At 44.6% G+C, this 19,222-nt stretch carries 16 protein-coding genes and 2 pseudogenes; 14 read left to right on the forward strand and 4 right to left on the reverse strand.

All coding sequences use genetic code 11. The features are described from left to right. Positions 1–18: 18 nt before the first annotated feature. On the reverse strand, positions 19–774 hold the full coding sequence (istB, locus tag MGG13_RS04115) for an IS21-like element helper ATPase IstB (RefSeq protein ID WP_239035468.1): 756 nt from the start codon (positions 772–774) through the stop codon (positions 19–21). Continuing rightward, a pseudogene (istA, locus tag MGG13_RS11385) lies at positions 771–2,023 on the reverse strand (IS21 family transposase). Before istA ends, istB begins: the two are co-directional and overlap by 4 nt. Before the next feature lie 119 nt (positions 2,024–2,142). Here istA and MGG13_RS04130 point away from each other — a divergent pair. From MGG13_RS04130 to MGG13_RS04145, 4 genes are all read left to right on the forward strand, one after another. After that, a complete protein-coding gene (locus MGG13_RS04130; protein WP_275416166.1) occupies positions 2,143–3,057 on the forward strand; it encodes an acyltransferase family protein in 915 nt (304 codons plus the stop codon). A gap of 381 nt (positions 3,058–3,438) precedes the next feature. Beyond that, a complete protein-coding gene (locus MGG13_RS04135) occupies positions 3,439–4,131 on the forward strand; it encodes a WxL domain-containing protein (protein WP_239035472.1) in 693 nt (230 codons plus the stop codon). Between the two features lie 66 nt (positions 4,132–4,197). After that, positions 4,198–5,190 carry a WxLIP family cell surface protein gene (locus MGG13_RS04140; RefSeq protein WP_239035473.1) on the forward strand — a complete coding sequence of 331 codons (993 nt, stop codon included), beginning with the start codon at positions 4,198–4,200 and terminating at the stop codon, positions 5,188–5,190. Positions 5,191–5,196: 6 nt separating this feature from the next. Further along, positions 5,197–7,989 carry an Ig-like domain-containing protein gene (locus tag MGG13_RS04145; RefSeq protein WP_239035474.1) on the forward strand — a complete coding sequence of 931 codons (2,793 nt, stop codon included), beginning with the start codon at positions 5,197–5,199 and terminating at the stop codon, positions 7,987–7,989. Between the two features lie 40 nt (positions 7,990–8,029). On the opposite strand, the gene MGG13_RS04150 is transcribed toward MGG13_RS04145, so the two are convergent. Next, a complete protein-coding gene (locus MGG13_RS04150; RefSeq protein ID WP_133431124.1) occupies positions 8,030–8,434 on the reverse strand; it encodes an RrF2 family transcriptional regulator in 405 nt (134 codons plus the stop codon). 173 nt (positions 8,435–8,607) lie between these two features. On the opposite strand from MGG13_RS04150, the gene MGG13_RS04155 reads away from it, so the two are divergent. The 3 genes and pseudogenes from MGG13_RS04155 to MGG13_RS04165 all read left to right on the forward strand — a co-directional run bounded on the left by MGG13_RS04155 (position 8,608) and on the right by MGG13_RS04165 (position 11,125). Continuing rightward, the gene (locus MGG13_RS04155; RefSeq protein WP_239035475.1) at positions 8,608–9,756 is read left to right on the forward strand and encodes a globin domain-containing protein; all 1,149 of its coding nucleotides are present in this window, start codon (positions 8,608–8,610) and stop codon (positions 9,754–9,756) included. Between the two features lie 171 nt (positions 9,757–9,927). Beyond that, positions 9,928–10,233 (forward strand): DUF3243 domain-containing protein, encoded by a 306-nt coding sequence (locus MGG13_RS04160; protein WP_239035476.1) that lies wholly within the window; start codon positions 9,928–9,930, stop codon positions 10,231–10,233. Between the two features lie 56 nt (positions 10,234–10,289). Next, a pseudogene (locus MGG13_RS04165) lies at positions 10,290–11,125 on the forward strand (manganese catalase). 271 nt (positions 11,126–11,396) lie between these two features. Here MGG13_RS04165 and folD read toward each other — a convergent pair. Beyond that, positions 11,397–12,245, reverse strand: a complete 849-nt coding sequence (gene folD, locus MGG13_RS04170; RefSeq protein ID WP_239035477.1) for a bifunctional methylenetetrahydrofolate dehydrogenase/methenyltetrahydrofolate cyclohydrolase FolD — start codon at positions 12,243–12,245, stop codon at positions 11,397–11,399. A gap of 203 nt (positions 12,246–12,448) precedes the next feature. Between folD and purE the strand changes: the two genes are divergently transcribed. From purE to purF, 7 genes are read left to right on the forward strand one after another with little or no spacing between them, the layout of a single operon-like run. Continuing rightward, entirely contained in the window at positions 12,449–12,931 is a 483-nt protein-coding gene (gene purE / locus MGG13_RS04175) for a 5-(carboxyamino)imidazole ribonucleotide mutase (RefSeq protein WP_239035478.1), read from the forward strand. After that, entirely contained in the window at positions 12,918–14,027 is a 1,110-nt protein-coding gene (gene purK, locus MGG13_RS04180; protein WP_239035479.1) for a 5-(carboxyamino)imidazole ribonucleotide synthase, read from the forward strand. The genes purE and purK overlap by 14 nt, the downstream gene beginning before the upstream one ends. Continuing rightward, positions 14,028–14,726, forward strand: a complete 699-nt coding sequence (purC, locus tag MGG13_RS04185; RefSeq protein ID WP_239035480.1) for a phosphoribosylaminoimidazolesuccinocarboxamide synthase — start codon at positions 14,028–14,030, stop codon at positions 14,724–14,726. A 2-nt stretch (positions 14,727–14,728) separates the two neighbouring features. Beyond that, positions 14,729–14,980 carry a phosphoribosylformylglycinamidine synthase subunit PurS gene (purS, locus tag MGG13_RS04190; protein ID WP_133429445.1) on the forward strand — a complete coding sequence of 84 codons (252 nt, stop codon included), beginning with the start codon at positions 14,729–14,731 and terminating at the stop codon, positions 14,978–14,980. After that, positions 14,980–15,642 carry a phosphoribosylformylglycinamidine synthase subunit PurQ gene (gene purQ / locus MGG13_RS04195; RefSeq protein ID WP_133431116.1) on the forward strand — a complete coding sequence of 221 codons (663 nt, stop codon included), beginning with the start codon at positions 14,980–14,982 and terminating at the stop codon, positions 15,640–15,642. Before purS ends, purQ begins: the two co-directional genes overlap by 1 nt. A gap of 3 nt (positions 15,643–15,645) precedes the next feature. After that, positions 15,646–17,823: a phosphoribosylformylglycinamidine synthase subunit PurL gene (gene purL / locus MGG13_RS04200; protein WP_239035481.1), complete on the forward strand. Its 2,178-nt coding sequence runs from the start codon at positions 15,646–15,648 to the stop codon at positions 17,821–17,823. Continuing rightward, a complete protein-coding gene (gene purF, locus MGG13_RS04205; protein ID WP_239035482.1) occupies positions 17,802–19,220 on the forward strand; it encodes an amidophosphoribosyltransferase in 1,419 nt (472 codons plus the stop codon). The genes purL and purF overlap by 22 nt, the downstream gene beginning before the upstream one ends. Positions 19,221–19,222: the final 2 nt, after the last annotated feature.

A 19,222-nucleotide genomic window follows, 5' to 3' on the forward strand; every position in this document is an offset into this window, starting at 1 on the left:
AAAATTCCTCACTTATTGCTAAAGTTGAACCGGGACGATACCCGCCTGTTTCTTCTCTTTCATTCTGAAAGATTCCCCTTTGATGTTGAATGTGACTGAATGATGAAGCAGGCGATCAAGAATAGCTGTTGCCAGTACATCATCACCAAATACTTTCTCCCATTCGACATAGGATTTATTTGAGGTGAGTATCATGGCGCCACGTTCATATCTTTTAGATACAATCTGAAAGAACGTATTGGCAGTCAGTTTATCGAAGGGAAAATAGCTTAACTCATCAACGATGAGTATATCTGGCTTACTCATTCGATTGATGAAATAATGTAATGTTTCTTTTGCTGATGCCTTACGGCATTCACTGACGAATTCGTCAGCTGTTATAAATTTGACAGTATACCCCTTAATCAGTGCCTCCATACCGAAGCTGATCGCCAGATGTGTTTTTCCCACTCCGGGGGGACCAAGCAGTATTCTATTCTCCCCGTTGTCAATAAACCGGCATGTCAGTGTCTCCTTCACCCGTTTCTCATTGACGCTTGGTTGAAATTCGAAATCGAAATCACTGATACTTTTACTGAAAGGAGAACGCGCTTTTTGAATACGTTTTTCAAGCAGCTGCTTTTCCTGCTGCTCCCACTCATCGTCAACCAGATTTATTAGGAAATCTAAATATGATATATTATCTCTGGAAGCATCCCCCACCAGATGATCAATGTGTAGAGCTGTGTATTCAAGTCCGAGGAATTTAAGACGGTGTTCCAGCTGTTGTTTCATCGATTGTACTCCTCCTCATATTGGATATACGAAGACAGTGGACGATTTTCTATTTCCGGGACAGGAACAGTCTCCTCTAACTCCAGGGTCGGCAAACCAGCGGAGTGATGGTGAGACTGTTCTTTTTTTGTTCCTGGGAGTCCGTGGTAATGGCTGTCATCCATTATCATCTTCTTGCCGGCGTTTACTTTGTGCACTGCGACACATTCAATTCCATCAAAAACTTCAAGGAAACCATCCCTGAATCTGAGCTTAAGCTGTGCACCTACGAATCGATGGGGAACTGAGTAAAGCCTGCCGCGGAAAGAGATGAAACAGTCCTTCGAAACCGTTCTTTGTTCCCATTGCTCCATACGGTAGAGAGGTCTGACGCCCCATTTCCTAAGTGCCTTATGCTCAACATCAAACATTTCATTCGGACTCTTCTGTGTTGTCTGATTGACTTTAATATGGACCATGCGGTCCAACCAGCTGATCACTTCCTGATTCAACTCCGCCAGGTTATCGGGCAGGTTTTTCCGCTGAAGGAAATTTGATTTTAAGTAGGAGACGGCTCTTTCAACCTTACCTTTCGTCTGGGCTCTGAATGGTTTAAAGGCCTTGGGGCACACTTCGTAATAGTTGAGAAAATCCTCGAATTTCTTATTGAATCTTATCTGTTTGACACTATGTCTGGTGACGACGGTCTTCATATTGTCATAAAGAATCTGTTCCGGCACCTCGTTGAAATAGCTGAATGCATTCATATGACACTTCATCAGTGTCTCCTGGGTCATATATCGATAGTAAATTCAATGTACCTTTTCTGGGAGTAACTGAGCACCATAAGAAATGCGTGGATTGTCTGTCTACTGCCATCTACGATGCATGTTCCCACATTGACAGCCCAGTCAACTTGAGCCTGTCTTCCTGGTACTGTTTCATATCTGACTGTACCCTGGACACCTTTCTTCGACCTCAGTGGTCTGACAAAATCTCTGAGGATTGTCGTCTTTCCGTCATAGCCAAGTGCTCTGATTTCCTCGATGAGCACATTACAGTTAGTTGTTCCTTCACTGATTCTCTTCTCCAGATATCCTTTGTAGGGATCAAGCTTACTTCCTTTTGATTTTCGTTGGGTCACCGTAGGTGCAGCCCCGCTGTTCAGATACTTTGATATCTTCTTACGATCAAATCCTGTTTCCTTTGAAATGGCTGACACTGTCCAGCCTTTATTTCTTAACTCCCTGATTATAAAAAAATCCTCCATTAATAACGTCATCTTCAAAATCACTTCCAATCTACACCAATTGATATAGATTATCCGTTAATTTTGGGGAATTTTAAAACGTTATTATTGAGGATTTTAACACCGCTACTAACACACTCATGCTTTCGATTCACCGCAGCGGTAACTTGAATCTGAAAGCCTTTTATATGAAACGTTTTTTCAGAATTGCGCCTACTTTTTATGCTGCTTTTCTGTTCTATCTGATCTTTAACATGCTGAAGTACGCGCTAGGCATGACTCATGCACTAGGCACCTATAGTCTGTCTGCTATCTTCGGGACACTGAGCTTTATGAATATCATCCGGATGGACTGGCTGTTCAGTCTTGTGCCGGGTGGCTGGTCGATTTCTAATGAAGTGCTGTTCTATCTATTACTGCCGATCCTTTTTTATATGATAAGAGATGTCAGGTCAGGAATCATTGTGACGCTGCTTATCGTGGTGCTGGGTATCGGTGTAACAATATTATCTTTGCAGTACTATGATTATGATCCGCGTCTATATATGTATTACTTCTACTGGTTCCCTAATCAGCTGCCGGTGTTCTGTATGGGCATTCTTCTTTACTTCATAGTAGAGTGGTCTGAGCAGCATCTGAAGTGGCGTCGAAGTGCTCTTAAAGTATTAATGGTCATGACAATCAGCATAGTGATGGTGCTGTCTACTTTTAGATTCACCGGCTACTGGCTTTATTTTAATCATTATCTCTACGGTCTGCTGTTTTCATTTTTTGCTTTTCAGTTATCCCAATATCAGTCCCGTCTTCTGGTGAATAAGTTTCTGGTCTTTTTAGGGAAAATCAGTTTTAGCGTCTATCTCATTCACTTTTTCTTCATTGAAATAGCGATGACCGTACTACGTTATCTTCATGTGTATCGAGCAGATAGTATGCTGCAATATCTAGGGGTGCTGCTCACTGTCTCTGTCTTAAGTATAATGACTGCAGCTTGGAGCTACCGCTATATAGAATTACCAGGTATACGCTTCGGCAGAAAGTTGAGCAGCAAATGCTGATGTTCTTCAGGATAATCTAAGAAATAGCGGTGCTATTGATATGTTGTTTTTGTTAAATAAAAATGACTTCTGTACTTAATATGTTACATTTGACAACACAATCATGTTGCCACACTCTAATTTTCGATCTGTCTATATTTACTAGACAATAGGGCGGTAACTATTATATTGAAATATAAAAAAAGTTTGGTTAATAAGGGTTTTTATAAGATATCATTATTATATTAAAGCATTAATTTACTATTTAAAAGTTTTTATTTTTACTACGGGGAAATTAAATTAAAAAGAAAATTAAAATAATGCTTTTATTTAAATCTTACATGATATAATTCTCTTTGTTAAAACGTCCAGCATAGAGGCGCTAATTAAAAGGAGAATATGATGAAAACTAATAAAATTTTAGCTACTACATTAATCGCAGGTTTAGCCGTTGCTCCGTTCGTAAGTACAAGTGCATTTGCAGCAGATTCTACTGCTAAAGTCACTTTTACAGCTCCGACTGATACAGTGACACCTAAATTACCTACTGCACCCGGTACAAATAATCCGGATGCGCCTACGCAAGGTACCGTGAATACGGTTGGTGGCCCCCTCACACTTGACTTTGTATCAAATATCGAGTTCGGTACACATGCAATCAATCCGGCAACAACTGTATATCAGTCTACAACACTTCAACCTTATATTCAGGTTTCAGACCGCCGTGGTACAGGTGAAGGATGGAATGTCACTGCGCAAGCGAGTGCATTCACTGATGGCAGTGCATCAACATTACCAGGTTCAACAATCACTTTGAACAATGGTGCTGAAGCTTCTACTTCTTCGACACCTGCGCCTCTGCCAAATGCTTCAATCGTCTTACCGACAGCCGGCGCAGCAGCTCCAGTTGTAAATGCAGCGGCAAAGACAGCAGACTTGAAGACAGCGCAAGGTCTTGGTACATGGTTGACAAGCTGGATATCTTCAAACGCGACAAATGAAAAAGTAACCTTGACAGTCCCTGAGGCAGCAGCGACGCCAGGAACTCATACATCAACAATCACTTGGACCTTGAGTGCCTCACCTGCTCAATAGTATAATGACATTAATGGCTCTAGGCTTTCAGCCTGGGGCACTTTTATTATAGAACGAGGTAATTAAATGAAAAAAACAGTCCTATTGTTATTGCTGCTTATGGTTGTGCCGACAGTTGCTTTTGCTGAAACAGGCGAAGTGCCTTTTTCAGTTGAACCTTTGCTTCCAGAAAACCAGTCTGCAGATGTGCGGGGATACTATGACCTGGCCGTCGAAGCGAATCAGAAACAGGATCTTCAGGTCAGGCTTTATAACAGCACGACTAAAAAAATTGAGATTGAAGTATCTGCGAGTTCTGCCGCTACGAATGCTAATGGTTTACTGATTTATGATGGTTCTTTGAAAGAGAAAGGTGTCAAATATCCTTTCAGTAAAATAGCAGATGTGCGGGAAAAACATATCAGTCTTGATTCAGGTGAAACTTATACAACGACTATCCCTATCAAGGTTCCTAAAAAGGGATTTGATGGTGAGATTCTCGGGGGATTACATTTTCTGCAGAAGTCTGATGATGAAGCGACTGACAGTTTGACGATTAAAAATAATTATGCTTATGCTATTGCGGTGCGACTGCACGAGAAGGCGAACCATAAAAAACTCAAGCCTGAGCTTAAGCTTAAATCCGTGACACCCAAGCTGGTTGATGAACGTACAGCAATCGTTGCACAGTTTGTTAATAAGCAGCCGCTGCTTATGGGTAAAATGAAGTTCAAAGAGCAGGTATTCAGAGAAAAAGGTAAGAAGCCTTTATTTGCGCATCAGATTGATAATTTCGCTATTGCGCCTCAAGGCATTTTTGATATTCCGCTGATGTTTGATAATAAACCGCTGGAACCCGGGAAATATATTTATAAAGCTTCTTTTAAAAAAGGAAAAGAAAATTACCAGTTTGAGAAATCATTTATGATCGATGAAGTACAGGCTGAAAAGGTTAATAATGCAGCCATTGAACTTGAACAGGAATCCAACTGGTGGTATTATGCAATCGCTGCTCTGATGTTCATTATTGGTGGATTAATTTACTATGTAATGAGGTTGAAGAGAAAAGTGAAGGAGTAGATGGTGATGAAAGATCAGCTGATTAAATATATGATGGTCCTGTTGATTTTAGTGACACTCTTCCCCTATAGCGGGCAAGCAGTAGCCGCTACTTGTGAGCAGACTGTCTTTAAACTTACATCACCTAAGACTCAGGATAAGAAAATCATGGGTTCGGCTCTTGCAGATAAAATGTTGGTTATAAAAGTCAATGAGACTGAATATCCGCTAACTGTTAAAAGCGATGGGACTTATGAACTGTTACTCAGCACGCCTCTTCTTGCTGATGATAAAGTGCAGGTTGAGCAAGGTATGAATAAATTAACTGCAGATGTGGTCACTGAATCTGCTGAAGAGGAAATCGTACTGGACGGTCCTTTTGACTGTACTGGGCTAGTTGACGAACCGACGACAGAGACGGCGATGACAGAAGCGGGTTTAACAGAAGAGCCAACAACAGAGACAGCGACGACAGAAGCGGGTTCAATAGAAGAGCCGACAACAGAGACCGTGACGACAGAAGAATCAACAGAAGAGCCGACGACAGAGACCGCGACGACAGAAGAATCGACAGAAGAGTCGACAACAGAGACCGTGACGACAGAAGAATCACCAGAAGAGCCGACAACAGAGACTGTGACGACAGAAGAACCAACAGAAGAGCCGACGACAGAGACCCCAACGACAGAAGAATCAACAGAAGAGCCGACGACAGAGACCCCGACGACAGAAGAATCAACAGAAGAGCCGACAGTAGAATCAGTGGTTATGCAAGAGGAACCGCTGATGCCACGGACTTTCTCTCTTTCTTTAGCGCCTTCAACCACGGTCAGATCTCTGACCACTTCGTCAACTTGTCCGACTGTAAGTGAATATAATGCTGCCAATAACACGGGTGTTTTCAGTAAAGCGGTGACCGGTAAGATTGCCTGTGTATCGACAGCAGCTGAATTCGATTCAGCCGTCAGAGATGCAACTGTCGAAGTGGTTATCCTGAAGAATAATATTGTCAATTCAAATGCCAATAATGTAAACGGCTCAACAGGTATGAAAGTGATCGATGTCAATAACTATTCGCTTGAACTCGGTAACTCAGACAGTTTACGTGTACCAGCGGCATCAGCTGTCAATGAGCTGATTATTCAGAATGCAGCTAACCTGATCAATACAGATGCAGGGATTGACCGCGGATTTGCCAGTTTTGAAGATGGTAAAGTAGGACAGCTTAAATATTCAAATGTGACTTATAACAGTGCGAACCGCAGCAGCAGCCACTTAGGTGCCGGCTATGACAGCACACTGCATTTTTACGGTAGAAACACGGTCACTATTGCAGGACCTGAATTTATGGCGCGCTACAGCAATATCATTGTGCATGACGGTGCTTCCCTTGATATTACGAATCCGAAGAACGGTTTCCTTTTTAAGAATGTCAATGTTTCGTCAGTAGCGAATACAGGGCTTAATATCGGCAATAATGCGACAGTCAATATTAAAGCGACTTCAGGTGACGTGCTGCATTTTGACTCAAATCGTCCTTATAAAGTCCGTGTAGGCCAAGGCAGTACGATGAATTTGAGTGGGAACAAAGGGATTTATGTCAATCTTTCGAATGCAGCCGCTTCACAGATGAGTAATATTATTTTTGATGCAGGCTCAACAGTCAATATTAACACTAATGCGAATGCGTTCAAGTTCAACAATGATCCTGTGACTATAGATGTGAATAGCAGTGCAAATGTCACATTGAAGTCTGCCAGCGATGTGATTTATGCGAATGCCAGCAGCAACCCTGTCACTGTCAATGTCAAATCGAATGGTAAGCTGATATTCGAAAAAACAGGGACAAGCACTTCTGAAGCGATCAACGTCTCAAGACCATTCACTTATAATATCGATAGTGCTGCTAAAGTCGACTTTATCAACCCGACCGGTCAGATATTCACAAAGTCAGACGTGATGACATTCAATATCACCAATATGGCAGTCAGAAGCTGGCTGACAGATGTCAGTAAAACGACACCGGATAAACAGACTGCTATCATTGCAAGCGGTTCATTTAAAATGCAGTCTGCGACGACTGCTATCTCCGGTATGCCTGCGAACTTCAATACAGATTTTGCGCCGACCATGCGTCGTCTGCAGTTCGTGCCCGAGACGGCTGTTCCTAATCCGCAGCAGACGATCTATGATGATGCAAAGACGATAACAGGCACTGCGCCAGCTGGTTCAACGGTGACGATGAAAAACACACGGACGAATGCCACTCAGACAGTGACAGCTGACTCTAGTGGTAACTTTACATTCACTGTGCCAGCCGGTTCACTCCTGAAAGATGATGTCCTGCAGTTCACGGCGACGCAGAACAGCTATACGTCATCTGCTGTCTCCCGTACAGTAAACGGTACAGTTCTTGAACTGGTTCAGCCTGCTGATATCATATTCAAGACAACAACGATCCAAAGTAATCCGGGCCTGATTATCCCTAGGCTTTCTCCGGTTGATTTCAGTCTGCGTGTCAAGGATACCAAGACAAGCGGCAGCTGGAATGTCACTGTTCAGGCGACAAAGCAGATGACAAGCACGAAGGGCGATGTTCTGGATGATGCGCTCGTCTTTAAGGAAGGTTCATCGATCAGTTCTCTAAAATCTGCTGTCAAAGTCACAGATAAGACGAAAGCAGCTGCGACAGCGACGGCTGGAGAAGTAGAAACAAAATGGACAAGTGAGAATGGCATTCTGCTCAGAACCAATCCGCTTCAGGCAGCTGCTGATACTTATACAGGTACACTGACCTGGACTCTGACTGCCGGTCCGTAAATAAGACACCTGCGCTACTCTCATGAGTGTCGCAAGTGTCTTATTTAGTGCAGGGTGTTATATCCTTCAATGTATACTGATCCAGCACCTGCAGATAAGCGAAAAGCGCCTGACTGAGTACAGGCTGCAGTCCGCATTTACCGATGATCGGACAGGTGTTGGTCTCCGGGTTGAAGCACTCCACGAGATCAAAGTGCTCTTCTGTCTTACGGATGAGCTGACCGATGTTGATATCTTCCGGCCGTCTGTTCAGTTTAATGCCGCCGCCGCGGCCTCTGACAGATAAGATATAGCCTTCTAGTGCCAGGTTATGGACAACCTTTGTCAGGTGGTTCTTTGAAATATTGTAGAACTTTGCAATTTCGTCTATCTGAGTCAGTTCTGACTGCGACGCGAGATACATGAGCACGCGGAGTGAGTAATCTGAGTATAAGGTTAGTTTCATGTTCAGACCTCCTTGCTTTTATTATAGTGCAGAAATGAGTATCAGTGCCATGACAGTTTTTTAACAGATAGAATGTGACAACTTTTTAAACAAAATTATTAGGCATTGTCTATAGAGTATTTTAACGTTAAGATTAAAGATGTATTTAAAATATATCTTTTAGGAGGCGCTATATGTTATCACAGGAAACGAGAGATATCGTCAAAGCAACGGTACCCGTACTGGAACAGCATGGTACTGAAATCACATCCGTATTCTACGCGCATATGTTTGAAGAACACCCGGAACTATTGAATATCTTTAATAAGACCAACCAGAAACTGGGGCGTCAGCAGACCGCGCTCGCACAGACTGTCTTAGCGGCAGCGAAGCATATCGATCATTTAGAAGCGATTATACCGAACGTCAATCAGATTGCACATAAACATAGAGCGCTTGAGATCAAGCCGGAGCACTATCCGATTGTCGGCGAGAACTTGATCTATGCCATCAGGAAAGTGTTAGGTGAAGCAGCGACACCTGAGATTATCAATGCCTGGACAGAAGCCTATGGTGTCATTGCCGATGTCTTCATCCAGATGGAGAAAGCACTGTACGACGAAGCAGAGTGGCAGGGCTTCAAGCCGTTTAAAGTCGTACGAATCAAGGAAGAGGCGACACACATCAAATCATTTACTGTGCAGCCGGCTGACAACGTCCAGCTGAAACCTGTCACTGCCGGCCAGTATATCACAGTGAAAGTTCATCCGGAAGGTGATCCGAATGATATGCTCCGTCACTACTCCATCTGTCATACCGATATAACTAAAGGAATTGAGTTTGCCGTCAAGCGTGATGTTCACGGTGAGGTAAAAGGGGCTGTCTCCAACTACCTGCATGACACGCTCAAAGAAGGGGATGAGATTCTGGTGTCTGCACCGGCAGGAGAGTTCACAGTCAAGGCGACAGACCGTCCGCTCGCTTTCATCAGCGGAGGAGTCGGGATGACACCTTTAATGGCGATGCTGCATGAGCAGGCGGCTAAAGGAAAAGACATCAAATTCATTCATTCTGCATATAATTGTGCGGAAGTACCGTTTAAGGATGAGATCACTGCATTTCATAACCAGGAGAATGTGCAGTTCTACTTCAATTATTCAGAATCTGCAGGCCGTCTGACGAAAGAAAAGCTTGAAGGTATATTAACAGGCGAGGAAGAAATCTACATGTGCGGCAGCGTCAGCTTTATGGAAGTGATGCTGAAGACACTCACTGCCATGGGTATTGCACGCGAGCAGATTCATTTTGAGCCTTTCGGACCGAAAATGAGTATCACTATGTAACGCAGGAGCTGATGCTTCTGCTTTTTTATGGACAGAATCAGTGCTATAAGCGCTGAACTCTTGTGCAGCATCAGACATCATTATTCATAGTGAATGTTTATTACATGATATTTCCGGTTATCGTTACCGGTTATAAATAGAGACCACGTGTCTGAAAAAGGAGCGCTAATCATGTCAAATCTTAATCCAGAACAAGCAGTCAATAACTTGAGCCAGGAAGAGAAAGACCAGATTTTAGAAAGCTTCAATCAGTTCACAAGCTATTTAGGCAGCAAAGTCGAAAAAGCTGAGAAACTCGGTTTCAGTGAAGAAACAGTTGCGAAAGCTGCTGAAAAAGTAGCGGATCACTTAGCGAAAAACGAAGAACCGAAAAACCGTGAAGAAAAAGTGCTGAACGAATTATGGAACAATGCTGAAGGCGAAGAGAAATCAGCAATCGCTCGTGCTTTAGTCAGAATGGTATCAAAAGAAGCATAATAAAGACAGGCTGCCCGTGCAGTCTGTTTATTTTTTAATCATTGAGGAGGCATACTATGTTTTTACACGATAAACATTTACAGTTTGAAGCAAAGCCAGTTAAACCGGATCCGCTGATGGCTAAACGTGTACAGGAACTGATCGGTGGTCAGTACGGCGAGATGAGTGTCGCGATGCAGTACCTGTTCCAGGGCTGGGGCGTCAGAAAAGGTAATGAACATTATAAGGACTTGCTTCTTGATATCGGTACTTCGGTACTGAGGAATTAGGCCATATCGAGATGCTGGCAACGATGGTCGGACGTCTGCTAAATGGTACTTCGATTGAACATCAGGAAGCAGCGATGAAAGATCCTGCCACGGCAGCTATTCTCAGCGGCATGAACCCGCAGCATGCGATGGTCTCTGGCATGAACGCCCGTCCGGCTGACAGTGTCGGCAATCCTTGGATGGGTAGCTATATCATTTCAAGCGGTAACTAACTTGCCGACTTCCGCGCTAACTTAAATGCAGAATCACAGGGCCGCACGTAGGCTGTCCGTATCTATGAGATGACAGATGATCCATGACTGAAAGATATGCTCGCTGTGCTGATCGCTCGTGACTCTTATCACCAGAATTTATGGCTGCAGGCTATCGCAGAACTTGAGGCCGCTGAAGGTAAGATTACTCCAGGTTCGTTTGACCGTAAACTGGAACGTGAAGACATCGCTTTCTCTCTTTATAACCATTCAGCAAGCTCAGAAGAGAGTGCACAAGGTTCTTGGGCTAATGGCGCAACACCAGCAGGCGATGGTCAGTTCAAATATGAATCCAAAGTCTATGTAGAAGGCACAGTGCCTGAACTGGAGAACCCGCATCCATCACTGCACTCAACAAAGCCACAGAAATAATAGAATCCCGGCAGACGTCTGCCGGGATTTTTTGTGTGCGGCTTATCGGGATGTTTGCCAGTGATGAACATCTTGCTCATTTAGTTATTCAGACTCTCAAGGATGAATAACCATCTGAGAGTCTAAATAATAGGATAATTCAGACTCTCAAGGATGAATAACCATCTGAGAGTCTAAATAATAGGATAATTCAGACTCTCAAGGATGGATAACACCCTGAGAGTCTCAATAAAAAATCCGCTTCCCAAATAGGAAAGCGGATTTTCTGCTCTTACTTCACGGAACGCTGTGCAGCGAGTAACGTATTGTTCAGCACCATTGTGATAGTCAGAGGACCGACACCGCCTGGCACAGGTGTGATGGCATCTGCGACTTCTGAGACTTCGTCATATTTCACGTCGCCTGTCAGCTTACCATCTACGACTGTGTTGCCGACGTCTACGATGACAGCGCCCGGCTTGACATCGTCTTTAGTGACAAGACCTGGCTTACCCACTGCTGAGACGATGACGTCTGAACGTCTCAACGTTTCTTTCATGTTCGTGCTGCGAGAGTGGAGCAGTGTCACTGTTGCATTTTCATTCGTCAGCAGTTTAGCGACGGGCTGACCGACGATGTGTGAGCGTCCGATAACTGCAACTTCTTTACCTGTTAAATCGATATCCGCATTTTTCAGGATTTCCATGATGCCGAGTGGTGTACATGGAATGAATGTTTCCATTCCCGCATACAGACGGCCGATGTTGATTGGGTTGAAACCGTCGACGTCTTTTTTAGGATCGATGGCTTCTAAGACTTTTGCTTCTGAAATCTGTTTTGGCAGCGGTACTTGTACGAGGATACCGTGTACGGACGGGTCTTCGTTCAGACGCTTGATTTCTGCCAGCACTTCTTCTTCTGTCGCTGTTTCATCCATCTTGACGATTTCTGAAGACATACCGATTTTTTCAGCCGATTTTTTCTTGTTGTTGACATAGCTCTGGCTCGCACCGTCGTTACCGACAAGGATAACCGTTAAATTAGGCGTTGTGCCCTGTGCTTTCAGTTTCTCTACTTCCTTCTGCAGACCTGCACGGTACTCCTGTGCGATTGCTTTACCATCTAAAACTTTTGCTGTCATGCTGACTCCTCCTGTAAATCGAACATTTTTGATTAATTTCAACTTAAGTTCCTCGAAAATACGAACTAAATTCGTACAATTTAGCTAAAATTAATTAAAATGTTCGTTTATTTTCTTGAAATCTCATAGCACTACTGTTATGCTACTACTGTAATCATCTCAATTTATGTAACGGTTTTCAATAGATATGGAGGTAATTTTTGATGAAAGTTGCTGTAGTAATGGGTTCATCATCTGACTGGCCGACGATGAAAGAAGCCGTCACCATCTTAGAATCATTTGATATTCCAGTTGAGGCTTCTGTGGTCTCGGCACACCGCACGCCGCTTCAGATGGTCGACTTCGCTCGTGATGCTAGAAAAAACGGTATTGATGTCATTATCGCAGGTGCTGGTGGGGCTGCTCATTTACCAGGTATGATCGCTTCTATGACGACATTGCCTGTCATTGGAGTTCCGATTGAAACGAAGACGTTAAAAGGAATGGATTCATTGTTATCCATCGTCCAGATGCCTGGCGGAATTCCTGTCGCAACGACGGCAATCGGTTCTGCAGGCGCAAAGAATGCCGGAATCCTCGCCGCACGCATGTTAAGTCTGAAAGAAGAGACTTTAGTACAGAAACTGGACGACTACGAAGCATCACTCGTCAAGAAAGTAGAGGCTATGCAGAATGACTTATACTAAACTGAAACTTGGCTCAACAATCGGTATCATCGGCGGCGGTCAGCTCGGTAAAATGATGGCACAAAGTGCACAGGCACGCGGCTTTAAAGTGGCTGTCCTCGATCCGGATGATACATGTCCTGCACGCTACGTCAGTCACCACTTCATCCACGCACCTTATAACGATGCACAGGCGCTGCTTGAACTCGGTCAGCTGTCAGATGTCATCACATATGAATTTGAGAATATCAGCGGTGAGGAACTAAAGAATATCACGTCGCAGTTCAATGTTCCGCAGGGCGCGGATACAGTGGTGACCCTGCAGAACCGTCTCGCTGAAAAAACAGCCCTTAAAGAAGCAGGCGCAGCTGTTGTTCCGTTCGTCTCTGTGACGAATGAGGCAGAACTGAAAGGAGCAGCTGACATACTCGGCTTCCCGTTTATGCTGAAGACGACGTTCGGCGGTTATGACGGCAAAGGTCAGATTGTGATAGAAAGCGAAGAGGACTTTAAAGAAGCGGATGAACTTTTAGCGATCCGTCCTTGTGTCGCTGAAAAACGTATCAACTTAAAATCAGAAATCTCTATTACAGCTACAGCTGCTCCGGACGGCAAAGTCGTCTTCTTCCCGGTCCAGGAGAATGAACACCGCAATCAGATTCTCTATAAGACGACCGTGACAGGTGAACATCCGCATCAGTCACAGGCGATAGAAGAAGTGAAGAAAATCATGCAGGCGATTTATTTCGTCGGTACTTTCACAGTGGAATTCTTCATCGACCAGGATGACACGCTGTACGTCAATGAGATTGCACCACGTCCACATAATTCCGGACATTATTCGATCGAAGCATGTGATTATTCGCAGTTTGATACCCATATACTTGCTGTTGCAGGCTGGCAGCTGCCGGAAGAGATCACGTTGCTGAAACCAGCCGTCATGTTCAATCTGCTCGGTCAGGATCTGGATACGATGGAAGACATCTTCAGCGACCATGCTGACTGGCACGTCCATGTCTACGGTAAAGAAGTGCGCAAGGAAAACCGCAAGATGGGTCATGTAACGATTCTTGATTTAAATAACGACTATGAAGCGATTTATAAGGAGAGAATGTAGATGTTAGTGTATGAAGGTAAAGCAAAACGCGTTTTTTCAACAGATGATGACCAGGTCTACCGCATCGAGTACAAAGACGAAGTGACTGCAGGTAACGGTGCGAAGAAAGATGCGATGGCAGGTAAAGGCCGTCTGAACAATATGATCACGAGTCGTTTCTTCGAGTTACTGACAGAAGCAGGCTATGAATCACATTTCATCAAACGCTTATCTGAGACAGAACAGCTTGTCAAAAAAGTCGACATCATTCCACTGGAAGTCGTCGTCCGTAACATCGCTGCCGGTTCTATTACGAAGCGTCTCGGTTTTACAAAAGGCGAAGCGTTCAAAGCCCCTTTAGTCGAGTTCTACTATAAGAAGGATGAATTGAACGATCCGATTGTCACAGACGACCACGTTAAATTGCTCGGTATCGCGGATGATGCTGATATCGCTGAACTGAAACGTCAGGCGCTCAATATCAACAACAAACTGGTAGACATCATGAATCGTATGAACCTCGATTTAGTTGATTTCAAGATTGAATTCGGTAAAGATAAAGACGGTAACATTTTACTCGCTGATGAAATCTCACCTGACACATGCCGTATCTGGGACAAAGACACAAAAGAAAACTTTGATAAAGACGTTTACCGTGAAGACACAGGTTCACTGATTGATACTTACACTAACTTTTACAATAAAATGGAGGCTTTATAATCATGAAAAACATCGAACTTTACATCACATTACAGAAACAGGTATTAGACACACAAGGTCAGACATTAACTCGTGCCGTTCATGATTTAGGCTATAACCAGGTCAACGATATCCGTGTCGGGAAAGTCCTTTATATGACAGTTGACGAAGCGACTGATGAAGCAGTTGATAACGTGGTCCGTACACTCAGCGAAAAATTATTCGCGAATACGGTTATTGAAGAATACAGCTACAAAGTCGTGGAGGCGGAATAATGAAGTTTGCGGTCATTGAATTTCCAGGGTCTAACTGTGACCGGGACATGCTGAATGCAGCGCTCATCACAGGGATGGAAGCAGAATACGTGGATTACCGCAAGACATCTCTTGAAGGATATGATGGTGTGCTGATTCCAGGCGGTTTCTCTTTCGGTGATTACTTACGCTGCGGAGCGATGGCACGTGTGGCACCGATTGTCGATGAAGTCAGACGTCTTGCTGCTGAAGGCAGACCGGTTCTCGGTGTGTGTAATGGTTTCCAGATCTTAACAGAGATCGGCTTACTGCCAGGCGCGCTTCTGCATAACGAAAGCCATAAATTCGTCTGCCGTAATGAACACTTAACCATCGTCAACAATGAGACGAAGTTCACGCATTTATATGATCAGGACGAGACAGTGGTCTATCCGATTGCGCACGGCGAAGGTTCATATTACTGCTCACCTGAAACAATGAAGGAACTGCAGGATAACAAACAGATTATTTTATCTTACTCAGAGAACCCGAACGGTTCTTTAGAAGATATTGCCGGCATCGTGAACAAGGAAGGTAACGTCTGCGGAATGATGCCTCACCCGGAACGTGCGATGGATACATTACTCGGTTCTGAAGACGGTAAACGCTTATTCCAAGGTATTCTAGAAAGCTGGGGGAAATAACAGATGAGATTTTTAGAGCCAACAATCGATGATATTAAAAATAACAGATTATACGCAGATATGGGTCTGTCAGATGCAGAATATGATAAAGTCTGTGATATTTTAGGCCGTATGCCGAACTACACAGAGATTGGTATCTTCTCTGTCATGTGGAGTGAGCACTGTTCATATAAGCACTCAAAGCCGTTCTTAAAACAGTTCCCTGTAACAGGTGAACGTGTACTGATGGGTCCTGGTGAAGGTGCCGGTGTTGTTGATATCGGTGACAATCAGGCTGTCGTCTTCAAAGTCGAATCACATAACCATCCAAGTGCGATTGAACCGTATCAAGGAGCAGCGACAGGGGTTGGCGGTATCGTCCGTGACATCGTCTCTATCGGTGCACGTCCTGTTCAGCTGTTAAACAGTTTACGTTTCGGAGAACTGGATTCTAAACAGAACCAGCGTCTTTTCTCTGGTGTTGTCGCTGGTATCGGTGGCTACGGTAACTGTATCGGTATCCCGGCAGTGGCAGGTGAAATCGAGTTTGACTCTCAGTATGATGGCAATCCGCTTGTCAACGCGATGTGTGTCGGTGTCATCGACCATGATAAGATTCAAAAAGGGACAGCAAAAGGTGTGGGCAACCCGGTGATCTATGTCGGCCTTAAAACAGGTCGTGACGGTATCCACGGTGCAACATTTGCATCAGAGGAACTGAACGAGGAATCAGAATCTAAACGTCCTTCTGTACAGATCGGTGACCCATTCGTCGGTAAGAAACTGATGGAAGCAACGCTTGAAGCTATCACTTACCCGGAGCTTGTCGGTATTCAGGATATGGGTGCAGCAGGTCTGACGTCTTCATCATCTGAAATGGCGGCTAAAGGTGAATCAGGTATTCATTTACACCTTGAGAAAGTACCGACGCGTGAAGAAGGTATCTCTCCTTATGAAATGATGTTATCAGAGACACAGGAGCGTATGCTGCTCGTTGTCGAAAAAGGGACAGAACAGAAGTTCCTTGATCTATTCGATCATCACGAATTAGACAGTGCTGTTATCGGTGAAGTAACAGATACAGACCGCTTCGTCTTAAGCTATGAGGATGAAATCTATGCAGATATTCCAGTGCAGCCGTTAAGCGACGAAGCACCTGTCTATGTCCTGGACGGTAAAGCAGCAGAATATGCTGCGGTCGACCATGACTATTCTGCTATTGACGCAAAAGATGTCTTCACACGTCTTTTGAATCATCCGACGATTGCGTCTAAAACATGGGCGTATTCACAGTACGATCAGCAGGTCGGCGCCAACACGATCATCAAGCCTGGATTATCAGCAGGGGTGACACGTGTCGAAGGAACAACGAAAGCGGTCGCTTCGACTATTGACGGTGAAGCGCGCTACGTCTTCAACAACCCTTACGAAGGCGGTAAGATGGTCGTTGCTGAAGCGTATCGTAACTTAATCGCAGTCGGTAGTCTGCCACTTGCGATGACGGACTGCCTGAACTACGGTAACCCTGAGAAACCGGAAATCTATCAGCAGCTTGCAGATTCTACGCGCGGTATGGCTGAAGCTTGTGCAGCACTGAATACACCTGTTGTGTCTGGTAACGTTTCTCTTTATAACGAGACAAAAGGCGAAGCCATCTTCCCGACACCAGTCGTCGGTATGGTCGGCTTAATTGAAGATATCGAATATTTACGTGACTTCACACCGACAGAAGGCGAATCGATCTATTTAGTGGGTGCAACTCATGCTGATTTCAGTGGTTCTCAGATTGAAAAGCTGTTATTTAATGAAGTCGCACACGAGGAAGTCACAATCGATTTAGCGCTGGAAGTTGAACGCGGAGAAGCCATTCGTGAACTGATTACAAGCGGCAAGTTATCTCACGTTCAGGCAGTCGGTAAAGGCGGCGTGGTGATCAAACTCGCTCAGATGGCGGCTTACCTTGAAACAGGTATTGAAGCGAAAATTGAGGTACCTGTCGAACAGTTATTCAGTGAATCTCAAGGTCGTTACCTCTTGATTGCTAAAGAAGATATCGAACTGAAAGACGCTGTTAAAATCGGTACATTTGGTACTGACAGCTTTAAAGTAGAAGCAAGTAACGGTGTAATTGAAGAGGATGTGAACAGCATCATCGCAACTTGGAGAGGAGCAATCGGTCAATGTATGACATCCGCGGTCTAAACGAGGAATGTGGTGTATTCGGTATTTGGAATCACCCGAACGCAGCGGAACTGACTTATATGGCACTGCACAGCCTGCAGCACCGGGGTCAGGAAGGAGCAGGGATTGTCTGCTCAAATGGTGAAAACCTCTTTGGTGCACGCGGTATGGGCTTACTCCCGGACGCGATCAGTCAGGTGCAGCTGGATTCACTGCGAGGCTATCGCAGTGCAATCGGTCATGTACGCTATGCGACGACAGGAGCTTCTGAACTGTCAAATGTCCAGCCATTCTTATTCAAACATTCGAAAGGTGACCTAGGTCTTGCACATAACGGTAACTTAACGAACGCGAGACAGATTCGTCACGCGCTGGAAGAAGAAGGCGCGATTTTTCAGACGTCTTCTGACTCTGAAGTATTAGGCCACCTGTTGTTTAAAGCAAAGTCGCCAAGCTTCAAGTCAAACTTAAAAGCAGCGCTTAATCAGATCAAAGGTGCATTCGCTTATCTTGTTCTGCAGAAGGACAGTTTAACAGCAACACTGGACAGCCACGGCGTGCGTCCTCTGATGCTCGGTAAAGTAGACGGTGCTTACTGCGTTGCGAGTGAATCCTGCGCCCTGATGGCGATCGGTGCGGAATATATCCGTGACGTTGAGCCGGGCGAAATTCTGACATTTAATGATGCCGGAATAGAAGAAGATAACTACGCCCTTGAGACGAAGCATCGCATGTGCTCAATGGAATATGTCTATTTTGCGCGTCCGGACTCAGAGTTCAGACACCACTCCATCTATAACGTACGTAAAGCACTTGGTGAACAGCTGGCGAAGGAGATGAATATCGACGCGGACATCGTGATTGGCGTACCGGATTCATCTCTGCAGGCGGCAAAAGGCTTCTCAAGCTATTCGGGTATCCCGAATGAGCAGGGGCTTTTAAAGAACCGCTACGTCGGACGTACATTCATTACACCGGACCAGAAGATGCGTGAGCGTGCCGTGCGCATGAAGCACGCACCGATTCGCGACGTCGTTGAAGGGAAACGTGTCATCGTCATTGATGATTCAATCGTCCGTGGTACAACGAGTAAATATATCGTCAAGGCGCTTCGTTCAGCAGGCGCTAAAGAAGTGCATATGGGCATCTCATCACCTCCACTGAAACATCCTTGTTATTACGGTATCGATGTATCGACACACGCAGAACTGATTGCGGCTTACCAGACAGTAGAAGAAATCCGTCAGGAGATAGAAGTGGATTCACTGACTTATCTGTCTGTTGAAGGCATGCACGGTGTCTATAAGCAGTTTGAATCTAAAGGCGAATGTGATGCTTGCTTTACAGGCAACTATCCGATTGAAATCGTGGATCATCTGTTACCGGAAGAAAAAGAGAAGAAGACGAAGGGAGTCTAATT

Source organism: Macrococcus brunensis (genome assembly GCF_022343725.1).
Lineage (GTDB): Bacteria > Bacillota > Bacilli > Staphylococcales > Staphylococcaceae > Macrococcus > Macrococcus brunensis.